This is a genomic window from Ruegeria sp. CDSB114 (assembly GCF_059611025.1).
Window position 1 is genome coordinate 507,779 of sequence record NZ_JBXWOT010000001.1, and the last position, 22,314, is coordinate 530,092.

A 22,314-nucleotide genomic window follows, 5' to 3' on the forward strand; every position below is an offset into this window, starting at 1 on the left:
TGGTAGAAAATCCAGAACGTGGCATAGGGCGAGGGCTGGAGAGCACATCATACTTACGTGCGTCCGTCGGAACGGGGTCACGCTGCTTCGGGCAGCGGCCAGTTTCCTGCGCCCAAGATTTTCGGTTAGGGCAGATGGTCCGTTAATTGGGATCAAAAGCCAAGGGACAAGTTGATTGAATCTAGGGCGGCGGACATGAAGATTGACAGAAAATTTACCAAATCGGGACAGGATGCTTATGCAGAGCTTAAGTTCGCTTCTGCGACGTCAGAAATCCGAAACCCGGATGGGACCATCGTTTTCCGCCTAGACGATATCGAGGTTCCAACCAGCTGGAGCCAGGTCGCAAGCGACGTCATCGCGCAGAAGTATTTCCGCAAGGCAGGCGTTCCGACCAAGCTGAAGAAGGTCAAGGAAAAGGATGTCCCTGAATTCCTGTGGCGTTCTGTTCCGGCTGAGGACGCTGAATTTGGGGGCGAAATCTCGTCCAAGCAGGTGTTTGACCGTCTTGCCGGCGCCTGGGCCTATTGGGGCTGGAAAGGTGGCTATTTCTCGACCGAGGATGACGCGAGCGCCTATTTCGACGAGATGCGTTATATGCTGGCGACTCAGCGTGCTGCGCCGAACAGCCCGCAATGGTTCAATACCGGCCTTCACTGGGCTTACGGAATCGATGGCCCGGCACAGGGGCACCACTATGTCGATTATAAGACAGGCAAGCTGACCAAATCGAAATCCGCCTATGAGCATCCGCAGCCGCATGCGTGTTTCATCCAGTCCGTAGATGATGATCTGGTGAACGAGGGTGGCATTATGGACCTGTGGGTCCGCGAGGCGCGCCTGTTCAAATACGGAAGCGGAACCGGGACCAACTTTAGCCACCTGCGTGGCGAGGGCGAGGCACTGTCGGGTGGCGGTAAATCCTCGGGTTTGATGGGCTTTCTCAAGATCGGCGACCGCGCCGCTGGCGCGATTAAATCAGGCGGCACGACCCGTCGAGCAGCAAAGATGGTCATCGTCGATGCAGATCACCCAGACATCGAGAAATTCATCGAATGGAAGGTGATCGAAGAGCAGAAGGTGGCCTCGATCGTTGCCGGATCGAAGATGCACGAGAAGATGCTGAACGGCATTTTCGAGGCCATCCGCAGCTGGGACGGCGCGCAGGAAGATGCGTATGATCCCAAGACGAATGACAGCCTGAAAAAGGCGGTTCGCGAGGCGAAAAATGTTGCGATCCCCGAGACTTACATCAAACGCGTTCTGGATTACGCCAAGCAGGGTCACGATAGCATCGAATTCCCGACCTACGATACGGATTGGGATTCGGAAGCCTACAGCTCGGTTTCGGGCCAGAACTCGAACAACTCGATTCGCGTAACCAACGCCTTCCTGACCGCTGTCGAGAAGGACGCGGACTGGGAGCTGGTCAACCGCACAAACGGGAAAGTCGCCAAGACCGTCAAGGCGCGCGACCTGTGGGAAAAGGTTGGCCACGCGGCCTGGGCCTGCGCCGATCCCGGCATCCAGTTTCACGACACAGTCAACGAGTGGCATACATGCCCCAAAGATGGGGAGATTCGCGGATCGAACCCGTGTTCGGAATATATGTTCCTCGATGATACGGCCTGTAATCTTGCGTCGATGAACTTGCTGACTTTCCTCAAGGATGATGAGTTCCAGGCAGTGGACTATATGCATGCCTCGCGCTTGTGGACCCTAACGCTGGAAATCTCGGTGACCATGGCGCAGTTCCCGTCCAAGGAAATCGCGCAGCTTTCCTATGACTTCCGCACTTTGGGTTTGGGCTATGCCAATATCGGCGGTCTGCTGATGAACATGGGCTATAGCTATGACTCGGATGAAGGCCGCGCGATCTGTGGCGCGCTGACCGCGATCATGACCGGTGTAGCCTATGCCACCTCGGCCGAGATCGCCGGCGAATTGGGTCCGTTCAATGGCTATGAGCGCAACGCCGATAACATGCTTCGGGTCATCCGCAACCACCGACGCGCATCTCAGGGTGTGACTGAAGGGTATGAGAAACTGGCAGTAAAGCCTGTACCTCTGGACCATGGCAACTGCCCAGATAAACGTTTGGTTGATCTGGCGATGTCAGCTTGGGACGAAGCGCTGAGCCTGGGTGAGCAGAACGGTTATCGCAATGCGCAGGCCACTGTGATTGCGCCAACCGGAACCATCGGTCTGGTGATGGATTGCGACACCACTGGGATCGAGCCGGACTTTGCTTTGGTGAAGTTCAAGAAACTGGCCGGTGGCGGGTATTTCAAAATCATCAACCGCTCGGTGCCTGCAGCGCTGGAAAAGCAGGGGTATTCCTCGGCTCAGATTGAAGAGATCGTCAGCTACGCGGTTGGTCATGGCACCATCGGCAACGCTCCGGGGATCAACCACACCTCGCTGACGGGTCACGGCTTTGGCCCCAATGAACTGGCCAAAGTGGATGCCGTGCTGGAAAGCGCCTTCGACATCCGGTTCGTGTTCAACCAGTGGACTCTGGGCGAGGATTTCTGCACCGGGGTTCTAGGCATCCCTGCGACCAAGCTGAATGACCCGACCTTCGATCTGCTGCGCCATCTGGGCTTTACCAAAGCGGATATCGACGCGGCCAACGACCACGTTTGCGGAACCATGACGCTGGAAGGCGCGCCGCATCTGAAGGAAGAGCATTATTCGATCTTCGACTGCGCCAATCCGTGCGGCAAGAAAGGTAAGCGTTTCCTGGGTGTTGATAGCCACATCACGATGATGGCTGCCGCTCAGAGCTTTATTTCAGGCGCGATCAGCAAGACGATCAACATGCCGAATGACGCCACCATCGAGGATTGCCAGAAAGCTTATGAGCTGTCCTGGTCGCTGGGTGTGAAGGCCAACGCGCTGTATCGCGACGGCTCGAAACTGTCTCAGCCGCTGGCCGCCGCGCTGGTCGAGGACGACGAAGAGGCAGCCGAGGTGCTGGAAACCGGAACGCCGCAGGAAAAAGCCGTCGTTCTGGCCGAGAAGGTGATCGAGAAGGTTGTGGTCAAGGAAATGATCCGCAGCCATCGCGAAAAACTGCCCCATCGCCGCAAGGGCTATACCCAAAAGGCGATTGTCGGCGGCCACAAGGTCTATCTGCGCACCGGTGAGTTCGAAGACGGACAGCTGGGCGAGATCTTCATCGATATGCACAAGGAAGGCGCTGGCTTCCGCGCGATGATGAACAACTTTGCCATCGCGGTGTCGGTTGGCCTGCAATATGGCGTACCACTGGAAGAGTTTGTGGATGCCTTTACCTTTACCAAGTTCGAACCTGCTGGGATGGTGCAGGGCAACGACTCGATCAAGAACGCGACGTCGATCCTGGATTACATCTTCCGCGAATTGGCCGTGTCCTATCTGGACCGCACCGATCTGGCCCATGTGAAACCAGAAGGCGCAAGCTTTGATGATCTGGGCCGGGGCGAGGAAGAAGGCGTCTCGAACGTGTCCGAGATCAGCGAAAGCGCGGCGTCCAAGTCCTTGGAAGTGCTGAAACAAATCAGCTCGACCGGTTACTTGCGCAAGCGGATGCCGCAGGAGCTGATGGTTCTGAACGGCGGACAGAACGTGGTGAACGGCATGGCCGAAACCGCAGCCACATTCGAAGCGCCGGTGGCCGAAACCGCCGTCGCAACCGGGATGGACGCCCGCACCAAAGCCAAGATGCAAGGCTATGAGGGCGATCCCTGCGGTGAATGCGGAAACTACACGCTGGTGCGCAACGGCACCTGCATGAAATGCAACACCTGCGGCTCAACAAGCGGGTGTAGCTGAGTTAAGCGCCCCGGCAACCCGGGGCGCAGGGGTCGGAAGCTGCCACAGTTACCGGCCCCGACGAATACGGATCAAGGCGCAGAGACTTACCTTCGATGCCTTGGTCCACTCGGCCGACATGCCCGTGTTGGCCGGGAACAGGGTGGGGCGGAATATATGCTCTTTCCCACTCTTTCACGGAACGGGTGCGCTCGTTCCATGCGACGTCCAGGCCGCAGGCAAACAAAACACCGGGCGGTCAACGAATGGAGCCTGGATGGCGAAACTGACAGGGGGCTTCGGCCCCCTTTCTTTTTGCCTAAAAACGGCGAATTCGGCAGAGCCTCGCCGGATTACCCGTTTCCCGTCGGGCAAGAACCGCCGAGCGGGTTTGAGGGAATTTTGCCGAGCGGCTGACCGCGGATGCGACTCTGGCAAACACGCGGAGTTTGGCGCGAAATCAAAGCGATTGAAGTGAGCGGCTGACAACCGGTGGTGATTGCGTGTTTTTGATGCCTGTCCGGACACAAAACACACAAACTCTATCAGGAGGCATCACAATGAAACCGAATACTCTGGCGGCCTTTTCCGCACTTGCTCTTGCTCTGCCCACTTTGGCCCTCGCGCAATCTACTGCGGATACCAACGGGGACGGCGTTCTGACAATCGAAGAGGTTCAGGCAGTCGTGCCGGACGTCGACGCAAACGGATTTGCGGCGATGGATGCAAATGGTGACGGCGCGCTGGATCAGGATGAGATCACCATCGCGCAGGAAGCCGGGTTGCTGCCATCTACAAACGGCTGATTAACAAATTTTCAAGGCGGCCAGACGAAAATTCTGGCCGCCTTTCTAAGTGTTTATCGGGGTAGGTGAATGTTGAATTTACTGCGAATCTGCGCATCCAATGCCGGATCGAACTGTGCTGGCGAAGAGGTCGACAGGATTTCCAGTTTTCGCGCGGTCGCTTTTTCGATCAAGTCAGGTTTGCCAAGCTCGACCCATTCTTTCGGAGACGTTCGATCTCCATGTGCGGGGTACACATAATCGGCCTGCATGCGCCCAAGTGTGGCATCGGTTCCCAAATAGTGACCGGGCCCACCAAGGCAAACCTCGGCCATCTGATCCAATGCCAGTGTTTCGTCAGATACTTCGATCCCGCGGACGCAGCGCATCGCCTGTCCGATAAGATCATCCCCTAAGATCAGGCTTTCAAAGCAAAAACCCAACAGAGACGAGTGCATTCCGGCGGATTCATAAACCATGTTCAGGCCTGACAAGCCGGCCATGACGTTCGAGCACATCTGCTCCCATCCCGCTTGCATATCGGGCAATTTGGAATCCGACGCGCCTGCGGCGGCTCCGCCTGGCAGATCATAAAACTTGTGCATTTGGGCACAGCCTGCGCTGAGCAGAGCCTGTTCACCAGATCCTACGGACATGGCGCCTGTCCGAAGGTCCAACCCAAAGGGCCAGGTTCCAAAAATCGCCGGTGCACCTGGCTTTACGGCATTTACATAAACCAAACCGGCAAGACATTCTGCTGTCGCCTGGGCAATGGCGCCTGCAATTGTGGACGGAGCAGTTGCACCTGCCATTCCGGCCGAAAGAAGAAGAACAGGCATTCCTGCCTTGATACATTCCTCCATCACCTGACAGCTTTCAGTGGCAAACTTCATGGGCGGTACGACAAAGCAGTTCGAGTTCGAGATGAATGGCCGCTCGCGCCACTTGTCTTCACCGCCTGCGATCATGTGGATTAGTTCCATCGCTGGTGCGACATAACTAGGATCGGTGAACGATGTGCCGATATGCTTGTAAGTACCAGAGCTACAAGCGTAAATCGTGTTCAGGTCCATCTCGAGATTGTCGGAAATATCGCGACAAACCATCGGGCGTTGGACAAAATGGATGTTGTCCAGCTGTTGGCAAATCCGCGCGGCATCGTGCAGATCCTGCACAGTCGAATCGCGGTATTCGCGGCCGTTGACTTCAACCATACTGACAGCGGCACCGGCGGTCCCATAGTGAACCTTTGCCCCCGACAATTCTAGGTCAGTTTGACCATCCCGGCTGAACAATGTGACCGAGCGGTTGGCTTTGGCAATGGTGTCTTCAACCAGCGCGCGCGGAAACCGGATGCGTCCGTCGTCGCCAAGTGTGCAGCCTGCGCCAACCAGATAGTCGATCCCGCTTTGCGGAGCATCCGCCAGGCCTATGGTTTCAAGCGCTTGCAGCGCGGCCTCGTGAATGCGTTCGACTTGTGGCTGAGTCAGTGGCTTGTAGCGTCCGCCCTCCATTCCCGGGCGGATAGGGCGCAGATGATCAGGCAGCGCAGATGCGCGGGCAGCACGACGCGCAGCACGTCCGCCACTGCGGGAAGAGTTACGGGGTTGGTCGTTCATGTTTAGGATCCAATAGTGAGAAACGTATTTTGAGAGGCCTTACAAAAAGCCTGACGGCCGCCCCCTGGCAGCACGTCCCCGATCCGCGCCGATTGTGCGGCTGATCAGGTGGATTTTCCAAAATTCGTTCTGCATTTGGTTCCTCATCCAGTGGCCGCAGTGTTCCAATTCAGAACGGCATTATCTGTTCTATTTGCGACCTTGATGCCGAAAAGCGAAGCAAATTCTCAAGTGATTGTTGCCTAAAGATATTTTTCCCCGAGGCGGTCGAAATCTGCTATAATTCCTGTGCTTACTTGAATTGGGCCTCTAGGCTAAACACTTTTTTAACGAATGCGGCCCAGTTTGTAGCAAATTGATCTGAATACTCGAAAGCATTGCTGAAAGGTTTTTGGTGAATCGCAGGAAGGTGCATATCGCATTAATTGTTGCTCTGGCGACATCCGGCTTCTCACCGGCTTTGGCCGAGGATTGGAGCGGTGCCTATGCGGGATTCAGCTTTGGCTATGCTGATGCAGACGGGCCGAATGGTTCAAGCGGCAGCGACACCAGCTTTGGTCCTCATCTCGGGTATGACTTTGATTTCGGCAAGTTCGTGTTGGGTGGTGAGCTTGAGTATAACCGGCTGTCGCTGAATCTTGGTCAGGGCGAAGGCAGTCTGGATAGCATGACCCGGCTGAAATTGCGCGGCGGATACGATTTCGGCAATGCGTTGGGATATGTAGTTATCGGTGCGGCGCGCGTGGATTCCACGGTCGAAAACGATACCGCAGCGGTTTATGGCATTGGTGTCGCTTATCCGATTGGCAATAATTTCGTCATCAGCGGTGAGGCGCTGCGCCAGAATTTCAATGACGTTACCCGATCGAATGGGGGGCTGGATTCGAATGTGTTCAACCTGCGTACGACATTCCGGTTCTAGCAAGATTTCCAGATTGAATCTGATCTGAGCTGCCGAATTCACGACCATGAAGGTCAGGTGTTTGCGGAACATGGCGTCAATTTCCTATTCCAATTCAAGGCGTTCGCCAATCACTCCCTGGTCATAATAGAACGTAAGGCTTGGCGCGGCGGGATAGCCGTGCTAGAGGATGATCCATGAACCGGATGACCTGCATCATTATCTGCTGCATTACCTGCTGATTTATCAAGCGGGCCGGTTTCTTTCGTTTTCTTCCCTGAGACAAGTTGCTAAGCCCGCGCCAACGCGAGACGCTATGCCGTTCTTAGGAGCCGACAGATGAAGACGATCAAACTGCACAACACACGGACACGGACAAAAGAGGATTTCGCTCCGATCAGCGCCGACAATGTGCGGATGTATGTCTGTGGACCTACCGTCTATGACCGTGCCCATCTGGGTAACGCGCGGCCCGTGGTCGTGTTTGATGTGCTCTATCGTTTGCTGCGGCATGTTTATGGCGCAGATCATGTGACCTATGTGCGCAATTTCACCGATGTGGACGACAAGATCAACGCGACCGCGTTGTCTCGACAGAAGGCCGGGGCCAAAGGGTCGCTGGAGGATTTGGTGCAGGAACGATCGGATGAGACCATTGGCTGGTATCTGCACGACATGGGCGCACTGGGGGCGTTGGAGCCGACCGAGATGCCGCGCGCGACGCAATATATTACTCAGATGGTCGCGATGATCGAGGATCTGATTGCCAAGGGTCACGCCTATGCGGCCGAAGGGCATGTTCTGTTCGCGGTGGACAGTTGGAAAGAGCAGTACGGAGCCCTGTCCGGTCGGTCCGTGGATGACATGATCGCGGGTGCCCGGGTCGAAGTTGCGCCGTATAAGAAGAACCCGATGGATTTCGTTCTGTGGAAGCCGTCTACCGACGAGTTGCCCGGGTGGGAGTCTCCTTGGGGCCGAGGGCGTCCGGGTTGGCATATCGAATGCTCGGCCATGAGCTATGAGCTGTTGGGTGAGAGCTTTGACATTCACGGTGGTGGCAACGATTTGATGTTCCCGCACCATGAAAACGAGATCGCCCAGAGCAAATGCGCTCACCCGCATGGCGAGTTTGCACGGGTTTGGCTGCACAATGAGATGTTGCAGGTCGAGGGTAAGAAAATGTCCAAATCGCTGGGCAATTTCTTCACCGTGCGCGACCTTTTGGAAAAGAAAGTGCCAGGTGAGATAATTCGCTTTGTGTTCCTACAGACCCATTATCGCAAGCCGATGGACTGGACTGAGAAAAAGGCGCGTGAAGCCGAGGCAACGCTGCGCAAGTGGCGGGCGCTGACAGCAGGCATCGAGCCCGCCGCCAGCGCGGCGCCCGCGGTCATCGCTGCGCTGAGCGATGATCTGAACACAGCGGGCGCCATCTCTGAGCTATACCGGCTGGCGTCCGAAGGTGACCATGCAAGCCTGTTGGCTGGCGCCCAGGTTATGGGTCTGTTGATGCCCGAAATGGGTGCATGGGCCGATCTGGCCTCAGTGGATTTGGGGTCGTATGCGGATAAACTGGCAGAAGCGCGGGCCGGGGCGATGCAGAGCAAGGATTTCTCAGAGGTGGATCGCCTGAAAGCAGTATATGTGGCTGCTGGCCTTGAAGTGCGGATGAGCAAAGAAGGTGTAGAGTTGGTTCCTGGTACCGGCTTTGACCTTACCAAGTTGGAGGGAGTGTTATGACAAAAACTCGCCTCTACCTCTACGACACCACCTTGCGCGATGGGCAGCAGACGCAGGGCGTGCAGTTCTCGACCGCTGAGAAGGTGCAGATCGCGCAGGCTCTGGACGAGTTGGGTGTGGATTACATCGAAGGTGGTTGGCCCGGTGCGAACCCGACTGACAGTGCGTTTTTTGATGCCGCGCCGAAAACTGCGGCGCGGTTGACTGCATTTGGGATGACCAAACGCGCGGGCCGGTCAGCTGAGAATGACGATGTTCTGGCGGCGGTGATGAACGCAGGCACGAAGGCAGTGTGTCTTGTGGGCAAGTCGCATGATTACCACGTGACCCAGGCGCTGGGGATCACTCTGGAGGAGAATGTCGAGAACGTGCGCGCCTCGGTTGCGCATATCGTGGCGCAGGGGCGTGAGGCGTTGTTTGACGCCGAGCATTTCTTTGATGGCTACAGGGACAATCCCGGATATGCGGTCCAGGTTTGCAAGGCCGCTTTAGAGGCCGGAGCTCGCTGGGTTGTTCTGTGTGACACCAATGGGGGCGCATTGCCCGGTGAAGTGTCGCGGGTTGTATCCGAGGTGATTGCCGCAGGCTTGCCAGGTGATCGTTTGGGCATTCATACCCATAATGACACGGAAAACGCGGTTGCGTGCTCGCTCGCTGCTGTGGATGCGGGCGTGCGTCAGGTTCAGGGAACCCTGAACGGGTTGGGCGAACGCTGCGGGAATGCAAATCTGACGGCTTTGATCCCCACTTTGCTGCTGAAAGAACCTTATGTGTCGCAGTTTGATATTGGGGTCAGCGTCGAGGCCTTGGCGGGTCTGACACGGGTCAGCCGTATGTTGGACGAAATCCTGAACCGGGTTCCCAGCAAGCAGGCGGCCTATGTGGGGGCGTCTGCTTTTGCGCATAAGGCAGGGCTGCATGCCAGCGCGATCCTGAAGGATCCGTCGACGTACGAACATGTCGATCCGGCGACTGTCGGCAATGCACGGATCATCCCGATGTCGAACCAGGCGGGGCAGTCGAATCTGCGTAAACGCCTGACTGAGGCCGGCCTGAGCGTGGAAAGTGGTGATCCGGCGCTGGGGCGCATTCTTGACCGGATCAAGCAGCGCGAGGCCGAAGGCTATTCTTATGACACCGCCCAGGCCAGTTTTGAGCTGTTGGCGCGCGATGAGCTGGGTCAGTTGCCCGCCTTTTTCGAGGTCAAACGCTATAAGGTCACGGTTGAGCGGCGGAAGAACAAGTATGACAAGATGGTCAGCCTGTCCGAGGCGGTTGTCGTGGTGAAGGTCGACGGGGAAAAGAAGCTGTCGGTCAGTGAATCTCTGGACGAAGATGGCAGCGACCGAGGACCAGTGAACGCTTTGGCCAAGGCTCTGGCCAAGGATCTGGGGCAATATTCGCGGATATTGGACGACATGCATCTGGTCGATTTCAAGGTGCGGATCACCCAAGGCGGAACCGAGGCCGTGACGCGGGTCATCATCGACAGCGAAGACGGGCAGGGGCGGCGCTGGTCAACTGTCGGGGTCAGCGCGAACATAGTGGATGCGTCGTTTGAGGCCCTATTGGATGCGATCCAGTGGAAGCTTGTACGGGATTGCCGTCCTCGGGCGGTGGTGGCCGAGTGACAGTGCAGTTCAATGACGATCTGAAGGCCTGTGCTGCATTGGTGCATCGCGCCGATCCGGACCGGTTCATGGCGGCGATGGCCGCGCCGGTTTCCGCACGTTCGGTTCTGTTTCCGATCTATGCGCTGAATGTCGAGGTCGCCCGAGCGCCCTGGGTCACGCAAGAGGCGATGATTGCCGAAATGCGCCTGCAATGGTGGCGCGATGCATTGCAGGAAATTGCTGAAGGTCCGACTGTGCGTCGACATGAGGTCGTGACGCCTTTATCGCAGGTTCTTTCTCCACATCTGGCGGTGATGCTGGATGAATACGTGGCCGTAAGGCGCTGGGATATTTATCGCGATCCTTTTGAGGACGAGGCCCATTTCGAGACCTACCTAAATCACAGCTCGGCCAGTTTGATGGTGGCGTCGGCGCAATCTTTGGGTGAGGCCGACGAGCCTGTGTTACGAGATTTCGGCTATGCCGTTGGCGTGGCGAACTGGTTGCGCGCAATCCCGGATCTTGAGGCGCGCGGGCGTATTCCTTTGTTGGATGGAACACCCGATGCAGTGCGCGATCTGGCGCAAAAGGCACTGAACCGGTTACGGCGCGCACAGGGACAGCGTCTGGCGATTTCACCAGAGGCGCGCCCGGCGCTTTTGGCGGGTTGGCAATCTGAATGGGTGTTGCGCAAGGCGATTGCTCAGCCAGATCGCGTGGCCGCAGGGAATTTGATGCAGGGTGAGGTTCGGCGCCGGGTTTCCCTGATGTGGAAGGTGGTCCGGGGTCGCTGGTAGACCTCAGACCGTTTCGGGATCGGACGGGCGCAGAACCAACCAAAGCAATGCGCCCCCGGCCAGAGTCAACAATGGAACCATGGCAAGGTTTACCGCGGTCCAGCCTTCAACCGGTGAGCCGCCAGAGCAGTTCATCAACCCACCCGAAGCAAGCGAAGCCAGTGTTACACCACCGAATACCAGCAGGTCGTTCAGACCCTGCATACGGCCACGCTCGTTGATGTCATGCGATGCCGCCAACATGGTGGTCGCGCCAATAAAGCCAAAATTCCAACCGACGCCCAGCAAGATCAGAGCGATGAAGAAGTTCTCGAGCTCAACCCCTTGCAAGGCGACAACGCCAGCACCGGCAAGGATTGCCAGACCAAGAGCTACGATTTTTTCGACGCCGAAACGGGCAATCAACTGGCCGGTGAAGAAACTGGGGATGTACATGGCGAGAACGTGAAAAGAGACCACATCTGCCGCGTCATTGGCTGTGTAGCCACAACCAACCACTGCCAGAGGAGTGGATGTCATGACCAGATTCATCAACGCATAAGAAACCATTGCGCAGATGATGGCCACGGCGATGCGCGGCGTCTTTAGCATCTCAAGCCGGGTGCGTCCGGTCGGGGCCCCCTCAGCGGCTTTTGCAGGCGTAGGGATGTCCAGAAAGAAAAACAAGACCGAGCCCAGAATGTTGAGCACAATCACCGCCAGATAGGTGCCCAGGAATGGGATCACATAGGCGGTAGAGGTCAGCTTAACAATTTGGGGGCCAATGAGCGCGGCTGCCAGACCACCGGCCATGACGTATGAGATTGCCTTAGGGCGAAACGCGTCCGAGGCTGTGTCCGCAGCGGCAAAGCGATAGAATCCGTGCGCGCTCATATAGATGCCGGTCAGCAGACTGCCCGCCAGGAAGACCGGGAACGAGGCCAGATACAAACCGTAGGCACCAACCAGACCCCCGCAGGCACCTGCCGTTGCCCCAACCAGAAACCCTGCGCGCCGTCCCCAGCGTTGCATTATGGCCGAAATCGGTGTTGCCGCCAGCATTGACCCCAGCACGATCAGCGAGATGGGCAGGGTTGCGAGACAGGCATTGGTGGCCAGCGACTGCCCGGCCAGACCGCCAACAATAAAGATCATCGGCATCTGCGATCCCAGAATGGCCTGAGCTGCGACCAGAACAGCGACATTGCGCTTGGCCTGACTGTTATCCGGGATCGTGGGTGTCATTGTCATGCGCCAATGCGTAGCGATGAAAGCCGGGTCATACAAGACGGTTGCATCTGCGACAAAGCACCCTAACGTGCTGCTGACCAATTTGCCGGAGCGCGCATGTCCGTCGGACGTATCATTGAAACCCCCGATTGCGTGGCCGAGGGGGCCAAGTGGCTGGCCGAGACCTGTCCGCGCATGGCCTATGCGATGGACCAGACCGGGCCTTTGCCGCTGCGCCGTAAACCTGATGGGTTTGCCCAGCTGCTCAGCGCGATCGTCAGCCAACAGGTCAGTGTGGCCTCGGCGAACGCCATCTGGAAACGACTGCAAGATGCAAAACTGACGGGCCCACGCAAAATCATGTGGGCCACCGATGAGGATTTGCGCGCGGTGGGCCTAAGCCGCCAAAAGATCAGATATGCCCGGGCGCTTGCGGAGGCTCGTATTGATTACAAAGCGTTACGCGACGCACCTGATGAGGATGTTGTGGCGATCCTGACCGAAGTTTCAGGCATAGGCGTCTGGACTGCCGAGATTTACGCGATGTTTTCTCTGGGCCGTGCCGATGTGATTGCGCCGGGCGACCTTGCGCTGCAAGAGGCCGCGCGCATCCTCTATGATTTACCCAAGCGACCTACGGATAAAGAACTGCGCCAGATGGCCGAAGCGTGGTCACCCTGGCGGTCGGTTGCAGCGCGGGTGTTGTGGGCCTATTACCGGGTCGCAAAAGAACGAGAAGGGATCAGATGACACGGGTTTTGAATGCGCTCCGAAAAGAGCCGGTTTCGGGCGATACGCGCTCGGTCGTGGTGTTCGTGCATGGCTATGGCGCCAACGGGGCCGACTTGCTGGGGCTGGCCGATGTGTTGGGCGAGCACTTGCCGGATACGCTGTTCGTTGCCCCTGACGCGCCCGAGCAGATCCCGGGTATGCCCAATGGCTTTCAGTGGTTCCCGATCCCGTGGATTGATGGCTCTTCCGAAGAAGAATCGCGCCGCGGGATGGAAATGGCGGCGGATGACTTCGACGCTTTCCTCGATGCGTTGATGGTGGACGAAGATGTTCTGCCCGAGCAGGTGGTTCTGTTCGGTTTCTCGCAGGGCACGATGATGAGCCTGCATGTCGCCCCGCGCCGCGAGGACCCAGTGGCCGGGATAGTAGCCTTTTCAGGACGCCTTCTGGAACCCGATCTGCTGCCGGATGAAACAGTCAGCCGCATGCCGGTCCTACTGGTACATGGCGACGCCGATGACGTCGTGCCGCCACAATCATTGCCCGAAGCCGCCGAGGCCCTGCAAGCGGCTGAGTTCAAAGAGGTCTATGCCCATGTCATGAAGGGCACCGGCCACGGTATTGCCCCGGATGGTCTTAGCGTCGCACTGGCTTTCATGCGTGACAAGCTGAGCCTTTAAGCAATGATTGCGGTCCGCCCCATGATGCCCGAGGATATCGCAGCAGCTTGCGATTTGCTCAACCAGATCATCGCCATTGGTGGTACGACCGCGAATGAAACCCCTTTCTCTGAAGCGCAGTTTGCGCAGAGCTATCTGGAGGGGCAGGATAAGATATGCTGCCACGTGGCGCTGGATCAGGCCGGAGAGGTCGCCGGGTTTCAATGGCTAGGGGTGAATGACAGGCTTCCCGACGATTGCGGGGATATCGCCACGTTCTCGCGCCGTGAACCGCCTTTGAAAGGGGCAGGGCGTGCCCTGTTTGCAGAAACTTCCAAATTTGCGGCAGGGCTCGGGTTGAAATATCTCAACGCAACCATTCGCGCCGACAATGCCCCTGGTCTTGGATATTATGGCAAGATGGGGTTTCGGGATTACTCGGTGGCTTATGGTGTGCCGTTAGAGGATGGAACGCCGGTCGACCGGATTTCCAAACGGTATGAACTGAGGAAGGACACGCTGTGCTGATCGTGACGGGAACAGTTGAAGTTGCGCCGGAAGGTGTTGAAAAAGCTGCCAAAGCCGCGCAAGAGATGGTCGCCGAGACAGTCAAGGAATCGGGTTGTCTGGTTTATGAGTTCAGCCAAATTCTGGGTCATGCCAATCGGTTTCGGGTTTACGAAGAATGGGAAAGTCAGGCCGCGCTCGAGGCGCATTTTGCCACGCCGCACATGGCAACATTTCAGGCGGTGCTGGGCAAGGTCGGAGTGACTGAAAGTCTAATCTATCGGATCACGGGAGGTGACAAGAAGCCGCTGCGGTGATCCTAGTCCCATAAGGAAGGCTCGGCGAATTCGATGGAATTCCCGGACGGGTCGCGAACGTATAAAGACAGTACTCCGTTCGGCCATTCAAATTCAGCGTCTACGGGCACGTTCCAGTCTATAAGATGTTTTCGCATCACCGCGATTTGCGCGCGCGCCATGCCAAAGCAGGCATGACCTGGACCTTGGGCGCCATGGGCGGGAACAGGCAGGCGCGGGTTGCCCGGAGGTTTTTCGGTCTCTGCCGCATTGAACAGCAGCAACACTGAACCACCCACCTTGTAGAACACATGCCGGTTGGCGACACGCTGGATTTGCTCAAGCGCCAGAACGTCCCCATAGAAATGCTCTGCTGCATCCAGGTCGTCGACATAAAGTGACGCCTCTAAAAGGCCGGTTGGCTGCGGAATGTCAGGTGATACCTTCATTCCTCTATCCTATCACAAATAGGCGTTTCGGTCACCGACGTGGGCGCCGGTCCCGTTTGCGCGAAGAAGATGGCGTAAGGGCAGGCATAGATAGGCTATCCCATTGCCCCGGCTCAAGCCCGTCCAATGTCCAGTCGCCAATCCGGGCGCGGATCAGTCGAAGGGTCGGGTGCCCAACGGCCGCCGTCATTCGGCGCACTTGCCTGTTTCGACCTTCTCGAAGGACCAGTTCGATCCAACAATCCGACACCGTCTGCCGCACTCTGATCGGCGGGTCGCGCGGCCATAATGCCTCGGGCTGATCCATCAATCGCGCCTTGGCAGGGCGGGTCAAGCCCTCCTTCAGCTCAACACCCTCGCGCAGGGCTTTTAGGGCGGAGGCGTCTGGCTCCCCTTCGACCTGCACCCAATAGGTCTTAGCCATTTTATGCTTGGGATCGGCTATCTGCGCCTGAAGGCGACCATTGTCGGTCAACAGCATCAAACCTTCGCTATCGCGGTCCAATCGCCCGGCGGGATACACGTCCGGCAGATCAATGAAATCCGACAGCGTACTGCGCGGAGACTCCGCATTCGCGCGATCCGTGAACTGCGGCAATACATTGAATGGTTTATTAAAGCGGATGAACCAGGACATTACCCGCCATAGCCCGGCGATCGAATTGGTGCAACCTGTGGATAACTGTCATCGGCCTGTTACGGATTCGGAATACTCAATCCCCGAGATATTGTGGAAACTCAGGGCTTGTCAGAGCTTTAACACGATATATAGTAAAGCTAAGGCCGGGGCGGGGGTTCTCCGCTCTGATGTCAAAAGAGGCAGAGCAGAGCGTGGAGCGATTCTGATATGGACGGAGACTTCAGGACCGAATTTGTCAGGGAACCCGGTGCGCTCAAGCATCATCCGGCATTGGTTTTGAACGCTGATTACCGCCCCTTGTCCTACTATCCACTATCGCTCTGGCCGTGGCAGGAGGCCATAAAAGCTGCCTGGCTGGACAGGGTAGATATCGTCGCCGAATATGACGAAGTTGTCCGAAGCCCGAGCACCGAGATACGAATACCCTCGGTCGTTGTGCTGAAAGATTATGTAAAACCCAGAAAGCGCGTGGCCTTCACGCGCTTTAATTTATTTCTGAGGGATGAATTCCGCTGCCAATACTGTGGCAGCCGTGGAGATCTGACCTTTGATCACGTGATCCCGCGCGCGGCGGGCGGGGTGACAAGCTGGCAGAACGTTGTTGCGGCCTGTAGCCCATGTAACTTGCGCAAAGGGTCTAAATCACTGCGGCAAGCAGGAATGACATTGCGCAAGCCTCCGCGGCAGCCGGATGCTGAGGCTTTGCGCAACGTTGGACGAAAATTCCCACCGAACCATCTGCATGACAGTTGGATCGACTTTCTCTATTGGGATGCGGAACTGGACGAGCTCTAACGGCCTTCACGCCACGCGGCGAACCAGAGCAGAACCAGAACGAAAGACAAAGCGGCATTCCATCCGGCCATGGAAACACCAAATAACTCCCATGGAATATCATCACAGCGTACCAGTGGTGCCGACATGATCTGATCCAGCAGTTCTTCTGCCGACAGACCGCCGATGCTGCTTGATGTGCAGCTTGACGGACCTTCCCACAAACCGCGTTCTACACCAGCGTGATAGACACCAATGACCGCAGTGGTCAGCGCCGCCATAACGCCTAAAAGAGGGAGGATCGCCAGCCGAGGTAGCGCAAGCGCCGCAGCACCGATCAGGATGGCGACAGCATGCGGATAGCGTTGCCAGATGCACATTTTGCAGGGTGGAAGCCCGCCGAGATACTGAAACGCAAAGGCCCCAAGCAGCAATGCCACAGATCCAAACGTGGCAACCAGGACCAGTAAATTTCGTCTTGTCATAGGAATCTCACCGCTAGGAATCCGCCGAACAGAAGGATGATGAACAGGGTAAACATAAGGCCCAGCCGCTTTTCTATAAAGCTGCGGATCGGCTCTCCGAAGCCCCAAAGCAAACCTGCGACAATGAAAAACCGTATCGCTCGGGCCAGAATCGAGGTAGCAATGAAGGTGCCCAGGGGCATCCCTGTCCAGCCGGACATGATGGTGATGACCTTATAGGGAAAAGGCGTAACCCCAGCGGCCAGAACAGCCCAGAAACCAAAGTCATTAAACCGTGTGTTGAACTCTTCCATGGCGTGGGCCTTGCCCATGGATTCAAGGATGGGCTGGCCGAGGCTTTCATAAAAGAATGCGCCGATTGCATAGCCTAACATTCCGCCCAAAACCGAAGCTACCAGTGCCACAGAAGCAATCAGCCAGGCCCGGGAGGGTCGGGCAAGGATCATGGGAATCATCAGAACGTCCGGCGGTATCGGAAAGAAAGAGCTTTCGATGAAGGAAACAATAGCCAGCGCCCACAAGGCATTCGGGTGTTCTGCCAGACGAATGGTCCAGTCATAAAGAGGTCGCAGCATCAGGTGCAATTTCCCTGTACATGTGTTGGGTAAGCCAAATCATGCGCCCCGCAGGCCGTCAACCTTGCAGGCTGGAACATTCCTCAATCAGGGTGTTTTTTGCCTCTGGACCTTCTCGATTTTGAACGCTAATTCAGTGTCCGTGGCCCAAGTGGCGGAATGGTAGACGCAGGGGATTCAAAATCCCCCGGTAGTGATACCGTGCCGGTTCGAGTCCGGCCTTGGGTACCAAAGTAAAAACAGAGGGTTAGGGGAACCTGCCTTCTGTTTTTTCTTTCCGGCAGTTCTAATTGCTCGGATTCCCAACTCACACTTTCGCGTTCTGGTCAGAATTCCCGATGTCAAAAGCGCATAATTGGATGTGTTTGCGGTCACTGCGGGGCAGATGCGCAAGAAAAGCTTCAAAGGCGGGGAAAATTCAGGGGGGCTTGTCAAATCTGAGGATACGCCTGCTTTGGTGACCTGCTGGCCTTGACAAGCTAATGCTCAGAATGAAACCTCTTACGGGTTGGGAGATTCTGAAAAATCAAAGATATGCCTGCTGCATAGCGGGCGTTGTTGCATATCGCAGGGCCATTTATCCGGCGCTTTGATGTGTCTCCCACCAGAAAAATAATGGGAGTTCACTTATGAAAAACAGCAGCAAGCTTAGCCTCGGCGCGGTTGTCACGGCGGCTCTGATGGCGCCTGCGGCCTATGCCGAAGAGTTTATCACGATCGGCACAGGTGGCGTGACCGGGGTGTATTACCCAACTGGCGGTGCAATCTGTCGTCTGGTCAACAAAGGGCGTAAGGAACATGGTGTGCGCTGCTCGGTCGAATCGACCGGCGGTTCTGTGTACAACATCAACACCATTCGCGAAGGCGAGCTGGAGTTTGGTGTTGCGCAGTCCGACTGGCAGTACCATGCCTATAACGGCAGCTCGAAATTCGAAGAGGCAGGCCCGTTTGAAAACCTGCGCGCCGTCTTCTCGGTTCACCCCGAACCGTTTACCGTTGTGGCCCGTGCCGATTCCGGTGTGACCAATTTCGAAGACCTGAAAGGCAAGCGCGTAAATATCGGTAACCCCGGTTCCGGTCAGCGTGGCACCATGGAGGTTCTGCTGGGCGAAATGGGCTGGTCCACTGACGATTTCGAACTGGCGACCGAGTTGAAGGCGGCGGAACAGTCTGCGGCGCTTTGCGACAACCAGATTGACGCAATGGTCTATACCGTGGGTCACCCCTCGGGCTCGATTCAAGAAGCCACGACGGCTTGCGACTCGGTTCTGGTCAATGTCAGCGGCGAGGCCGTGGACAAGCTGGTCAACGACAACTCGTTCTACCGTACAGCTACCATTCCCGGCGGCATGTACCGCGGGTCGGATGGTGATACCGCGACATTCGGCGTTGGCGCGACCTTCGTGACTTCGGCGGACGTGTCGGATGATGCGGTTTATGCGGTTGTCAGCTCGGTTTTCGAGAACTTCGATGACTTCAAAAAGCTTCACCCGGCATTTGCCAACCTCAAGCCCGAAGAGATGATCGCGGACGGCTTGTCAGCCCCGCTGCATCCGGGTGCCGAGAAGTACTATAAAGAAAAAGGCTGGATTCAATAAGCCAGACCTGACGTGGGGTGCCCGTCGGGCGCCCCGCACAAAACCCGTATCAAGCGGGTGATTCAGAAGGCCGCAAATGGCCACGACGGGGAGACATTTTCATGAGTTCCGAGACACAATCGAACCGCCCGCTATCCGAAGAAGAACTACAGGATCTGGTCGCATCTTCAGATGCCGGAGGGCGTAATCCGGTTGGGAATGTAGGCGTTTTCCTTGCGATCGTGGCGGCGATCTGGTCGATCTTTCAGGTCGTACTTGCTTCGCCCCTGGCGAACTATGTGTTGCCCGGCAGCGTGGTTAACAATTCGCGTCAGTTTCACCTGGCCTTTGCGATGTTTCTGGCCTTTGCAGCCTATCCGGCGCTGAAATCCAGCCCACGGGATTATATCCCTGTGCAAGATTGGATCATGGGCCTTCTGGGCGCGTTTGTGGCGCTCTACGGATATTTCTTCTACACCAAGATCGTCGATGCCGGAGGGCTGGCAGACAACACTGACAAGTGGATCGCGCTGGGTGGGCTATTGCTGTTGTTCGAGGCCGCGCGTCGTGCACTTGGCCCTGCGATGGCGATCATTGCGACGATCTTTTTGGCCTATGTCTTCTTTGGATCATCCGAATGGGTGCCCGAAGTCATCCGCTGGAAAGGCGCCAGCCTGAAAAAGGCGATGAGCCATATGTGGATCACCTCCGAGGGCGTGTTCGGTATCGCCTTGGGTGTTTCGACCAAGTTTGTATTCCTGTTTGTTCTGTTTGGCGCCTTGTTGGATAAGGCCGGGGCAGGGAACTATTTCATCAAGATGGCCTTTGGCGCGCTGGGTCACCTGCGCGGCGGCCCCGCCAAGGCGGCGGTTGTGGGCTCAGCTGCGACCGGTCTGATCTCGGGCTCGTCCATCGCAAACGTTGTGACCACTGGTACCTTCACCATTCCATTGATGAAACGTGTTGGGTTCAGCAGCGAACAAGCAGGTTCGGTCGAGGTCGCCTCTTCGGTGAACGGGCAGATCATGCCACCCGTCATGGGCGCTGCAGCCTTCTTGATGGTAGAATATGTGGGTATTTCCTATGTCGAGGTGATCACCCACGCCTTCCTGCCAGCGGCGATCTCATACATTGCTCTGGTCTATATCGTGCATCTCGAAGCCGTAAAGCGGAACATGCCCACATTGGGCGACCGCGAAGTGAAGCTGGCACGTACCGTGGTTGGTATGTTCTCGTTCTTCATTGTTTTTGCTGGGCTCTGCTATGGCTCTCAATTCCCTGTGGAAGCAGTGACAAATTGGATGCCGAACTCGGCCGGTCTGGTCCTCAGTCTGATCATCTGCGCAATTTACGTGGCGCTGCTGTATCTGGCCGCACAGGTGCCCGATCTGGAACCCGATGACCCGAATGCCAAAGAGGTGACGCTGCCGGTCATTAGCGAGATCTACAAGGCCGGTCTGCATTACCTTCTGCCGATAATCGTGCTGGTCTATTTCCTGATGATTGAACAGAAATCGCCCGGTCTTTCGGCCTTTTGGGCCACGTCCTTGCTGTTTGTGATCCTGCTGACGCAGAAACCGCTGAAGGCGATGTTCCGGGGGCAAAGCAACCTCTACAACGCGTTCATCGACGGTGTCGCGGATCTGTGGCAGGGCATGATCGACGGCGCGCGCAACATGATCGGTATCGCGCTGGCGACGGCCACGGCGGGTGTGATCGTTGGTACCGTGACCCTGACCGGTGTGGGCCAAGTGATGGCCGATCTGGTCGAGTTCCTGTCGGGTGGCAATCTGATCCTGATGCTGATCATGGTCGGTATCCTCAGCCTGATCCTGGGCATGGGCCTGCCGACCACTGCGAACTATATCGTCGTCAGTTCTTTGATGGCCGGTGTGGTCGTGGAGCTGGGCGCGCAGAGCGGGCTGATTGTGCCGCTGATCGCGGTGCATCTGTTTGTCTTCTACTTTGGCATCATGGCGGATGTGACGCCGCCTGTGGGGCTGGCCAGTTTCGCCGCTGCTGCCGTATCGGGGGGCGATGCGATAAAGACCGGATTCATCGCCTTCTTCTATAGCCTGCGCACGGTCGCGTTGCCGTTTGTCTTCATCTTCAACACAGACCTTCTGTTGATCGATGTGACCTGGGTCGAAGGGATAATCGTTGCGATATTTGCGACGATAGCGATCCTTGTCTTTACGGCGGGCACGATGGGCTACTTCCTGACCCGCAGCCGGATCTATGAGAGCGTTGCCTTGGTCGCGGTTGCTTTCGCACTATTCCGTCCGGATTACTTTATGGACAGGATTTCACCCCCATATCAGACCGTTGAGCCGGCAGCTTTCACCGAAACGATCGGGGAAACACCGCCCGGAACCGAGGTGCGTCTGGTCATCAGCGGCCCGGATTTCGACACGCTTGAGATGGTGGATACCACGGTTGTCGTCTCTGTCGGCGACGAAGACGGCGGTCCTGCACGGGTTGATGCGATGGGTCTACTGCTGATCGAAGAGGACGGTCTGATCAAGCTGGAAGAGCCGCTGTTCGGCGCGCCTGTTGCCGATGATCTGAGCATCTTCGACTATTACGGGGATGAGGCCGTGCGCCTGACCTCGGTCAGCCTGCCGTCAAGCCAGCCACCCAAGCAGCTGGTTTATATCCCGGCGATGATCCTGTTGGGTCTGATCGCCTTCCTGCAACGCGGCCGTGCCGCCAGACAAGGGGTGCCCGCATGACACGTTCTGTTCTGTGTGCTGTTGATATCAGCAATGGCAAAATTGATGGCCCGGTCCTTCAAAAGGCCGCTGCATTGGCCGATTTGGAGGGGGCGCAGCTGGATGTGGTCAGTGTTCTGCCCGATTTTGGAGAAAGCTGGGTGTCCGGCTTTTTCCAGGCGGATTTCCATGAAAAGGCTTTGGCCGAGGCGCAGAAACAACTGACTGAGCTGTGCGCATCAACATTGGGCAGTGAGCGCAATGAAAAGATCCGCCATGTGGTGGCCACGGGCACGGCCTATCAGGAGATCCTGAAAACCGCAGAAAGCGCCGGATCTGACCTGATCGTCATTGGGGCGCATAAGCCGGACTTCAAGGATTACCTGCTGGGTCCGAATGCTGCGCGCGTCGTGCGGCATTCGACAGTCTCGGTCTACGTGGTGCGATGAT

20 protein-coding genes and 1 tRNA gene are annotated in these 22,314 nt (G+C 56.9%); 15 read left to right on the plus strand and 6 right to left on the minus strand.

Going from position 1 to position 22,314, the window contains the following annotated elements:
* The first annotated feature begins 195 nt into the window (after positions 1-195).
* Together AC2FIP_RS02545 and AC2FIP_RS02550 are read left to right on the plus strand one after the other, a co-directional pair.
* Entirely contained in the window at positions 196-3,816 is a 3,621-nt protein-coding gene (locus AC2FIP_RS02545) for a vitamin B12-dependent ribonucleotide reductase (RefSeq protein WP_496785065.1), read from the plus strand.
* A 539-nt stretch (positions 3,817-4,355) separates the two neighbouring features.
* On the plus strand, positions 4,356-4,601 hold the full coding sequence (locus AC2FIP_RS02550; RefSeq protein ID WP_496785067.1) for an EF-hand domain-containing protein: 246 nt from the start codon (positions 4,356-4,358) through the stop codon (positions 4,599-4,601).
* Positions 4,602-4,654: 53 nt separating this feature from the next.
* Here the strand turns inward: AC2FIP_RS02550 and AC2FIP_RS02555 are convergent, their stop codons facing one another.
* The gene (locus tag AC2FIP_RS02555; RefSeq protein WP_142633641.1) at positions 4,655-6,199 is read right to left on the minus strand and encodes a trimethylamine methyltransferase family protein; all 1,545 of its coding nucleotides are present in this window, start codon (positions 6,197-6,199) and stop codon (positions 4,655-4,657) included.
* Positions 6,200-6,593: 394 nt separating this feature from the next.
* Here AC2FIP_RS02555 and AC2FIP_RS02560 point away from each other — a divergent pair, with 394 nt between their 5' ends.
* From AC2FIP_RS02560 to AC2FIP_RS02575, 4 genes are all read left to right on the plus strand, one after another.
* Positions 6,594-7,121 (plus strand): outer membrane protein, encoded by a 528-nt coding sequence (locus AC2FIP_RS02560; RefSeq protein ID WP_496688174.1) that lies wholly within the window; start codon positions 6,594-6,596, stop codon positions 7,119-7,121.
* A 318-nt stretch (positions 7,122-7,439) separates the two neighbouring features.
* Entirely contained in the window at positions 7,440-8,840 is a 1,401-nt protein-coding gene (cysS, locus tag AC2FIP_RS02565; RefSeq protein WP_496785068.1) for a cysteine--tRNA ligase, read from the plus strand.
* Entirely contained in the window at positions 8,837-10,471 is a 1,635-nt protein-coding gene (gene cimA, locus AC2FIP_RS02570) for a citramalate synthase (protein WP_496785069.1), read from the plus strand. The genes cysS and cimA overlap by 4 nt, the downstream gene beginning before the upstream one ends.
* Before the next feature lie 2 nt (positions 10,472-10,473).
* Entirely contained in the window at positions 10,474-11,250 is a 777-nt protein-coding gene (locus AC2FIP_RS02575; protein WP_496708670.1) for a squalene/phytoene synthase family protein, read from the plus strand.
* A gap of 3 nt (positions 11,251-11,253) precedes the next feature.
* On the opposite strand, the gene AC2FIP_RS02580 is transcribed toward AC2FIP_RS02575, so the two are convergent.
* Positions 11,254-12,480, minus strand: coding sequence for an MFS transporter (locus AC2FIP_RS02580; protein ID WP_142633649.1), 1,227 nt, complete (start codon positions 12,478-12,480; stop codon positions 11,254-11,256).
* Positions 12,481-12,576: 96 nt separating this feature from the next.
* Here AC2FIP_RS02580 and AC2FIP_RS02585 point away from each other — a divergent pair, with 96 nt between their 5' ends.
* The 4 genes from AC2FIP_RS02585 to AC2FIP_RS02600 are packed head-to-tail and all read left to right on the plus strand — an operon-like array spanning position 12,577 to position 14,674.
* The gene (locus AC2FIP_RS02585) at positions 12,577-13,209 is read left to right on the plus strand and encodes a DNA-3-methyladenine glycosylase family protein (protein ID WP_496785071.1); all 633 of its coding nucleotides are present in this window, start codon (positions 12,577-12,579) and stop codon (positions 13,207-13,209) included.
* On the plus strand, positions 13,206-13,871 hold the full coding sequence (locus tag AC2FIP_RS02590) for an alpha/beta hydrolase (protein ID WP_496700409.1): 666 nt from the start codon (positions 13,206-13,208) through the stop codon (positions 13,869-13,871). Before AC2FIP_RS02585 ends, AC2FIP_RS02590 begins: the two co-directional genes overlap by 4 nt.
* A 3-nt stretch (positions 13,872-13,874) precedes the next feature.
* Entirely contained in the window at positions 13,875-14,378 is a 504-nt protein-coding gene (locus AC2FIP_RS02595) for a GNAT family N-acetyltransferase (RefSeq protein WP_496785072.1), read from the plus strand.
* Positions 14,372-14,674: a putative quinol monooxygenase gene (locus AC2FIP_RS02600; protein ID WP_496785074.1), complete on the plus strand. Its 303-nt coding sequence runs from the start codon at positions 14,372-14,374 to the stop codon at positions 14,672-14,674. The genes AC2FIP_RS02595 and AC2FIP_RS02600 overlap by 7 nt, the downstream gene beginning before the upstream one ends.
* Before the next feature lie 2 nt (positions 14,675-14,676).
* Here AC2FIP_RS02600 and AC2FIP_RS02605 read toward each other — a convergent pair whose 3' ends face one another.
* Together AC2FIP_RS02605 and AC2FIP_RS02610 are read right to left on the minus strand one after the other, a co-directional pair.
* Entirely contained in the window at positions 14,677-15,102 is a 426-nt protein-coding gene (locus AC2FIP_RS02605) for a VOC family protein (RefSeq protein WP_142633659.1), read from the minus strand.
* 31 nt (positions 15,103-15,133) lie between these two features.
* Positions 15,134-15,739: a pseudouridine synthase gene (locus AC2FIP_RS02610; RefSeq protein WP_496785076.1), complete on the minus strand. Its 606-nt coding sequence runs from the start codon at positions 15,737-15,739 to the stop codon at positions 15,134-15,136.
* 210 nt (positions 15,740-15,949) lie between these two features.
* On the opposite strand from AC2FIP_RS02610, the gene AC2FIP_RS02615 reads away from it, so the two are divergent.
* Positions 15,950-16,537, plus strand: a complete 588-nt coding sequence (locus AC2FIP_RS02615) for an HNH endonuclease (protein WP_142633663.1) — start codon at positions 15,950-15,952, stop codon at positions 16,535-16,537.
* On the opposite strand, the gene AC2FIP_RS02620 is transcribed toward AC2FIP_RS02615, so the two are convergent.
* Both AC2FIP_RS02620 and AC2FIP_RS02625 read right to left on the minus strand, forming a co-directional pair.
* Positions 16,534-17,001, minus strand: a complete 468-nt coding sequence (locus AC2FIP_RS02620; protein ID WP_271947233.1) for a disulfide bond formation protein B — start codon at positions 16,999-17,001, stop codon at positions 16,534-16,536. The two genes, AC2FIP_RS02615 and AC2FIP_RS02620, sit on opposite strands and share 4 nt — an antisense overlap.
* Positions 16,998-17,576, minus strand: a complete 579-nt coding sequence (locus AC2FIP_RS02625) for a YqaA family protein (RefSeq protein ID WP_142633667.1) — start codon at positions 17,574-17,576, stop codon at positions 16,998-17,000. The genes AC2FIP_RS02620 and AC2FIP_RS02625 overlap by 4 nt, the downstream gene beginning before the upstream one ends.
* A 145-nt stretch (positions 17,577-17,721) precedes the next feature.
* On the opposite strand from AC2FIP_RS02625, the gene AC2FIP_RS02630 reads away from it, so the two are divergent.
* The 4 genes from AC2FIP_RS02630 to AC2FIP_RS02645 all read left to right on the plus strand — a co-directional run bounded on the left by AC2FIP_RS02630 (position 17,722) and on the right by AC2FIP_RS02645 (position 22,313).
* A tRNA-Leu gene (locus AC2FIP_RS02630) sits at positions 17,722-17,807 on the plus strand.
* A 398-nt stretch (positions 17,808-18,205) separates the two neighbouring features.
* A complete protein-coding gene (locus AC2FIP_RS02635) occupies positions 18,206-19,174 on the plus strand; it encodes a TAXI family TRAP transporter solute-binding subunit (RefSeq protein WP_142633669.1) in 969 nt (322 codons plus the stop codon).
* Positions 19,175-19,275: 101 nt separating this feature from the next.
* Positions 19,276-21,885: a TRAP transporter permease gene (locus tag AC2FIP_RS02640; protein WP_496691202.1), complete on the plus strand. Its 2,610-nt coding sequence runs from the start codon at positions 19,276-19,278 to the stop codon at positions 21,883-21,885.
* The gene (locus AC2FIP_RS02645; protein ID WP_271947228.1) at positions 21,882-22,313 is read left to right on the plus strand and encodes a universal stress protein; all 432 of its coding nucleotides are present in this window, start codon (positions 21,882-21,884) and stop codon (positions 22,311-22,313) included. The genes AC2FIP_RS02640 and AC2FIP_RS02645 overlap by 4 nt, the downstream gene beginning before the upstream one ends.
* The last annotated feature ends 1 nt before the right edge of the window (position 22,314 follow it).

Excerpts from the sequence above, each read along its gene's own strand:
- AC2FIP_RS02625 (WP_142633667.1), bottom strand. The coding sequence starts at position 17,576 with ATGCTGCGACCTCTTTATGACTGGACCATTCGTCTGGCAGAACACCCG.
- cysS (WP_496785068.1), top strand. The coding sequence starts at position 7,440 with ATGAAGACGATCAAACTGCACAACACACGGACACGGACAAAAGAGGAT.
- AC2FIP_RS02610 (WP_496785076.1), bottom strand. The coding sequence starts at position 15,739 with ATGTCCTGGTTCATCCGCTTTAATAAACCATTCAATGTATTGCCGCAG.
- AC2FIP_RS02620 (WP_271947233.1), bottom strand. The coding sequence starts at position 17,001 with ATGACAAGACGAAATTTACTGGTCCTGGTTGCCACGTTTGGATCTGTG.
- AC2FIP_RS02590 (WP_496700409.1), top strand. The coding sequence starts at position 13,206 with ATGACACGGGTTTTGAATGCGCTCCGAAAAGAGCCGGTTTCGGGCGAT.
- cimA (WP_496785069.1), top strand. The coding sequence starts at position 8,837 with ATGACAAAAACTCGCCTCTACCTCTACGACACCACCTTGCGCGATGGG.
- AC2FIP_RS02605 (WP_142633659.1), bottom strand. The coding sequence starts at position 15,102 with ATGAAGGTATCACCTGACATTCCGCAGCCAACCGGCCTTTTAGAGGCG.
- AC2FIP_RS02555 (WP_142633641.1), bottom strand. The coding sequence starts at position 6,199 with ATGAACGACCAACCCCGTAACTCTTCCCGCAGTGGCGGACGTGCTGCG.
- AC2FIP_RS02595 (WP_496785072.1), top strand. The coding sequence starts at position 13,875 with ATGATTGCGGTCCGCCCCATGATGCCCGAGGATATCGCAGCAGCTTGC.
- AC2FIP_RS02640 (WP_496691202.1), top strand. The coding sequence starts at position 19,276 with ATGAGTTCCGAGACACAATCGAACCGCCCGCTATCCGAAGAAGAACTA.
- AC2FIP_RS02580 (WP_142633649.1), bottom strand. The coding sequence starts at position 12,480 with ATGACAATGACACCCACGATCCCGGATAACAGTCAGGCCAAGCGCAAT.
- AC2FIP_RS02615 (WP_142633663.1), top strand. The coding sequence starts at position 15,950 with ATGGACGGAGACTTCAGGACCGAATTTGTCAGGGAACCCGGTGCGCTC.
- AC2FIP_RS02645 (WP_271947228.1), top strand. The coding sequence starts at position 21,882 with ATGACACGTTCTGTTCTGTGTGCTGTTGATATCAGCAATGGCAAAATT.
- AC2FIP_RS02545 (WP_496785065.1), top strand. The coding sequence starts at position 196 with ATGAAGATTGACAGAAAATTTACCAAATCGGGACAGGATGCTTATGCA.
- AC2FIP_RS02635 (WP_142633669.1), top strand. The coding sequence starts at position 18,206 with ATGAAAAACAGCAGCAAGCTTAGCCTCGGCGCGGTTGTCACGGCGGCT.
- AC2FIP_RS02585 (WP_496785071.1), top strand. The coding sequence starts at position 12,577 with ATGTCCGTCGGACGTATCATTGAAACCCCCGATTGCGTGGCCGAGGGG.
- AC2FIP_RS02550 (WP_496785067.1), top strand. The coding sequence starts at position 4,356 with ATGAAACCGAATACTCTGGCGGCCTTTTCCGCACTTGCTCTTGCTCTG.